The sequence below is a fragment of the Streptomyces sp. NPDC006265 genome, assembly GCF_040613555.1.
Lineage (GTDB): Bacteria > Actinomycetota > Actinomycetes > Streptomycetales > Streptomycetaceae > Streptomyces.
Genome location: NZ_JBEXSH010000819.1, coordinates 1 through 4,109 on the forward strand (window position 1 = coordinate 1; position 4,109 = coordinate 4,109).

4 protein-coding genes are annotated in these 4,109 nt (G+C 74.8%); 1 reads left to right on the plus strand and 3 read right to left on the minus strand.

The window, feature by feature from the left end; translation table 11 throughout:
- Nucleotides 1-999, minus strand: a 999-nt coding sequence (locus ABZ281_RS40620; protein WP_356662994.1) for a glycosyltransferase family 4 protein, incomplete at its 3' end; no start/stop codon positions are given.
- A 120-nt stretch (nucleotides 1,000-1,119) separates the two neighbouring features.
- On the opposite strand from ABZ281_RS40620, the gene ABZ281_RS40625 reads away from it, so the two are divergent.
- Nucleotides 1,120-2,358 (plus strand): glycosyltransferase family 87 protein, encoded by a 1,239-nt coding sequence (locus ABZ281_RS40625; RefSeq protein ID WP_356662995.1) that lies wholly within the window; start codon nucleotides 1,120-1,122, stop codon nucleotides 2,356-2,358.
- Between the two features lie 40 nt (nucleotides 2,359-2,398).
- On the opposite strand, the gene ABZ281_RS40630 is transcribed toward ABZ281_RS40625, so the two are convergent.
- Together ABZ281_RS40630 and ABZ281_RS40635 are read right to left on the minus strand one after the other, a co-directional pair.
- Nucleotides 2,399-3,583, minus strand: a complete 1,185-nt coding sequence (locus tag ABZ281_RS40630) for a hypothetical protein (protein WP_356662996.1) — start codon at nucleotides 3,581-3,583, stop codon at nucleotides 2,399-2,401.
- A gap of 33 nt (nucleotides 3,584-3,616) precedes the next feature.
- On the minus strand, nucleotides 3,617-4,109 hold a 493-nt coding region (locus tag ABZ281_RS40635), incomplete at its 5' end, for a C40 family peptidase (protein WP_356662997.1).

The following is a 4,109-nucleotide window of genomic DNA, read 5'->3' on the forward strand; positions in this document are numbered from 1 at the left end:
ACCGCCCTTCACCACCCAGCCCGTCTCGCCGTCGAGGACCGCGTCCGGGGCGCCGCCCGAGTCGCCGGCCACGACCGGCAGGCCCGTCGCGGAGGCCTCCAGGTAGACGATGCCGAGGCCCTCGACGTCCAGGCCGCCGCGGCGGGTGCGGCAGGGCATCGCGAAGACGTCGCCGGCGCCGTAATGCGCGGGCAGCTCCGACCAGGGCACGGCGCCGGTGAAGCGCACGGAGGAGGAGACCCCCCTCTCGCGCGCGAGCCGCCGCAGATCGCTCTCGTAGGGGCCTCCGCCGACGATCAGCAGGACGGTGTCCGGCTCGGCGGCGAGGATGCGGGGCAGCGCCCGGATCAGGGTGTCCTGCCCCTTGCGCCGCACCAGCCGGGAGACGCAGACGACGACGGGTCGGTCCGTCAGGCCCAGCCGTGCCCGCACCTCGTCGCCGCCCGAGCCGGGGTGGAAGGTCTTCTCGTCGACGCCGGGCGGCAGCTGCGCCATCCGGGCGCCGGCCTCGGGCGTCAGGGCGGGGGCGATGCGCGAGCGGGTGTACTCGCCGAGGTAGGTGATCGTGTCCGTGCCGTCGCCGATCCGGCGCAGCAGCTGCCGGGCTGCGGGCAGCTGGGCCCAGCCGGCCTCGTGGCCGTGCGTGGTGGCGACCAGCCGCTCGGCGCCCGCGCCGCGCAGCGCCGGGGCCATCAGGCCGAGCGGGGCCGCCGCCCCGAACCACACCGATGCGCAGCCGTGCTCCCGCAGCAGACCGACGGCCCGCCGGGTGGCGGCCGGGGTCGGCACCAGCATGGTCGTGCGGTCCCGTACGACGGTGAAGGGCTGCTCGGCGTCGAAGGCGCGGGTGGCCTCGACGCCCTCCCGGGTCCGCTTCCAGGTCGAGGCGTAGACGACCAGCTGCTGCGGGTCCAGCCGCAGCGCCATGTTGTGCAGGAAGGCCTGGATGCCGCCGGGCCGGGGCGGGAAGTCGTTCGTCACGATCAGGGTCTTGCGCACGCCGCCGACCCTACCGAACCGCCCTCGTCGCCCTGTGCGGCAGCACGTATGGCACGCTCACAGCTGACGGGACCATCATGGCCCCCTCGACACGGCAGGCGAACGGGCAGGGATCACGACGTGAAGACGACGGGCACGGGGCGGTCCCTGGCATGGCTGCCGGTGGTCTGGTGTCTCACGAGGCTGGTGCTGCTGCTGTTCGTCCTGAAGGTGTACGTCTTCCCGGGCCCGGACGTGACGAGCGACGTGCAGGTGATCTACCAGGGCTGGTTCGACGTCCTGAGCACCGGATCGTTCCCGCTGGGCGACGTCACCTGGCAGTACCCGCCCGCCGCCGCGCTGGCGATCCTCTCCCCCGGCCTGCTGCCCTTCCTGGACTACGCGACCGCGTTCTACGTCCTGGTCTGCGTCACCGACCTGGCCGTGCTGGCCCTGATGACGTACGCGGGCCGCCGCCCGGGCCGTTCGCTGCGCGGCGCCTGGGTGTGGGTGTTCGGCGTGCCGCTGCTCGGCCCGACGGTGTACGCCCGCTACGACGTGATGGTCACGGCCGTGGCGATGGCCGCACTGCTCGCGGGCGCCCGGCATCCCAAGGCGATGGGGGCCCTGGCCGCCTTCGGCGCGCTGCTGAAGGTGTGGCCCGCGATGCTGCTCCTCGCCGCCCGCCGGCGCAGCGCCTGGGTGTCGGCACTGGTGACCGGCATCGTGGTGACGGGGGCGTTCGCGCTGGCCATGCCGGGCGCGTTCGCGTTCCTGACCTTCCAGCGCGACCGGGGCACCGAGGTGGAGTCGCTGGGCGCGCTGGTCTTCCACGTCGCCCGGCACTTCGGCTGGCGGGGCGAGGTGAGGCTGAACTACGGCTCGATCGAGTTCCTCGGCCCGTACGTGAGCGAGGTGAGCACCGGCGCGCTGTTCCTGACCGGGGCGGCCTTCGGCTGGCTGGTGCTGTGGCGGCTGCTGGCCCGGCACTTCGAGGAGCACACGCTCGCCGACGCGGCCTTCGTCGCCGTGCTGATGTTCACGACCACCAGCCGGGTGATCAGCCCGCAGTACATGGTGTGGCTGGTCGGGCTGGCGGCGGTGTGCCTGTACTTCCCCGGCAGCCGGATGCGGCTGCCGGTCGCGCTGGTGCTGGTGGCGTGCTTCGTGACGGTGCTGGAGTTCCCGTTCTACTTCGCCAACGTGGTGGCCAGTGACGGCCTCGGCCTCACCCTGCTGTTCCTGCGCAACGGCCTGCTGGTGGTCGCCGCGCTGATCGCGGCCCGCGCCCTGTGGCGGGCGACCGTACCGTCCGTCGCCGCGTCCGCTCCCGTGCCTTCTCAGCCGGCCCGGGCGGGCGAGACCCCGGTCTCCTCCTGAGGCGCCGGCGCCGGGCCCACCCCGGGCGGCCCGGGCCCGGTCAGCCCAGCTGCTCCCGCAGGTAGGCCCGCCACTGCGCCGTAAAGGCGTCCGGCGCCGTCCCCAGTACCTCCCGCATCGCCTCCTCCACCGCCCCGGCCCGCTCCCGGTGCTCCCCGACGGCCCGGTAGAACGCGCCGAGCCGGGCCTCTCCCCAGCGGTCGGAGATCATCCGGCACGCAGTCCAGCCGCTCTCGTAGGAGCGGGCCAGGCGGCTCGCGTCGCCGGTGAAGCCGAAGTCCTCGTCGTCCGGGAGAGCGGTGGGGACCCGGTCCTCGGCGACCGCCCGGGACAGTTCGGGCGCGGCCTCGACGGGGGCGCGGCCGACGGCGCGGTAGCCGACCCAGTCGGCGTACCCCTCGGAGAGCCACAGGGGCGTGGCGGCCGTGGTGCGGGCGCGGGTGGCGACGTGGGTGGTCTCGTGGGTGACGACGACCTGTTCGCCGAGGCCTCCGAGGAGCGCGAACGCGTCCGGGTTGACGATGATCCGGTCCGCCGGCGCCCGGGTCCGGGCGCCCGTCTCGCCGGTGGTGACCGCCGCGATCCCGCGGTAGGACGAGGCGGGCGAGCCGAGCAGGCCCGCCATCCCCTCCAGTGACTTCGGCACGACCAGGACGACCCGCCGGCTCCAGTCCGTGCCCCACGCGTCCGACACGGCCGGCACAGCGCGGTCGGCCAGGTCCGCGAAGTCCCGCAGCGACTGCCAGGACCGACCGACGCCGAGCACGAGACTGTGCCGGCCCCGCACGAGGTGCACCGCCCCCTGGTCCCACAGCTGCTGCGCGGACTTCTTCGCGGGCCGGTCGGTGACGACGGACCACCGCCCGTCCGCGTCGCGGTTCAGCCGCAGGGTGCGTCCGGTGGTCACCGGCGCCTCGTCGTACCCGGCGACGCGGTAGCGCAGTTCGGCGTCGGCGGTGGCCGTGTCGCCGGTGCGGCGCACCGCGGTCACCCGGTACGACCAGGCGGCCACGGGCACCGCGCGCAGCTTGGCGAAATCCGTCCCCTCGCCCGTCCGTTCGTAGGCCCGCGCGTCGCGGTCGAGGACCGCTGCGGCCCGCCGGTCCAGGAGCCGCTGCACGTCGGCCGTGGCGCTGTCGGGCGCTGTCCGCCCGCCGCACCCGGTCAGGGCGACGAGCAGCACGATGAGCGCCACCAGCGCGGACCCCGACCTTCGACCAGCCACGTTCTCGATCGTACGGGCGCCGGGCCGTGCCGGTCAGACCCTGGTGACCGACGAGACGGGCATCATCCCGACGGGGTCGTAGCGCACGGGCGCGCCGGGGTAGGGCGCGTGGATGACCTGGCCGTTGCCCATGTACATCCCGACATGGCTGGCGTCGCCCCGGTAGACGACCAGGTCACCGGGGCGCGCCTCGGACAGCGGGACCTGCCGGCCGGCGTACCGCTGGGCCTGCGAGGTGCGCGGCAGGGCGACCCCGGCCTGCGCGTACGACCACTGCATCAGGCCCGAACAGTCGAAGCCGGTGGGCCCGTTGGCGCCCCAGACGTAGGGCTTGCCGAGCGCGCTGCGGGCGGCGGCGACAGCGGCGGAGCCGCGTGCCGAGGCGGCGGTGGCTCCGCCGAGGTCGGGCATGCCGGGGCGGCCGGAGCGGGAGGCGCGGCCGTAGGCGTCGCCACAGTCGCCACCGCGCCCCGCACCCCACCGTGTTGGAGCAGCTCCTGGACGCTGCCGGCACGGAGCAAAGGGC